Origin of the sequence: Vogesella mureinivorans, assembly GCF_007644035.1 — a bacterium.
Lineage (GTDB): Bacteria > Pseudomonadota > Gammaproteobacteria > Burkholderiales > Chromobacteriaceae > Vogesella > Vogesella mureinivorans.
Genome location: NZ_VMTV02000187.1, coordinates 1 through 255, shown reverse-complemented (window position 1 = coordinate 255; position 255 = coordinate 1). Strand labels below are relative to the sequence as shown.

At 72.2% G+C, this 255-nt stretch carries 1 protein-coding gene; it reads right to left on the bottom strand.

Annotated elements, in window-relative coordinates; genetic code table 11:
• On the bottom strand, positions 1-255 hold a 255-nt coding region (locus FLQ44_RS07730), incomplete at both ends, for a glutamate synthase-related protein (RefSeq protein WP_147693933.1).

Genomic DNA, 255 nt, shown 5'->3' with positions numbered 1-255 from the left:
CCTTGTCGGCCGTGCCGGTGAACATGGCGCGCAGGCGTTCGTCCTGGACGCAGACGCCCACGGGACAGGTGTTGGAGTGGCACTGGCGCACCATCAGACAGCCGACGGCGATCAGGCTGGCGGTGCCGATGCCGAACTCCTCGGCCCCCAGCAGGGCGGCGATGACCACGTCCCGGCCCGTGCGGATGCCGCCGTCGGTGCGCAGGCGCACGTGGTCGCGCAGGCCGTTCAGGCCCAGCACCTGATGGGCCTCGG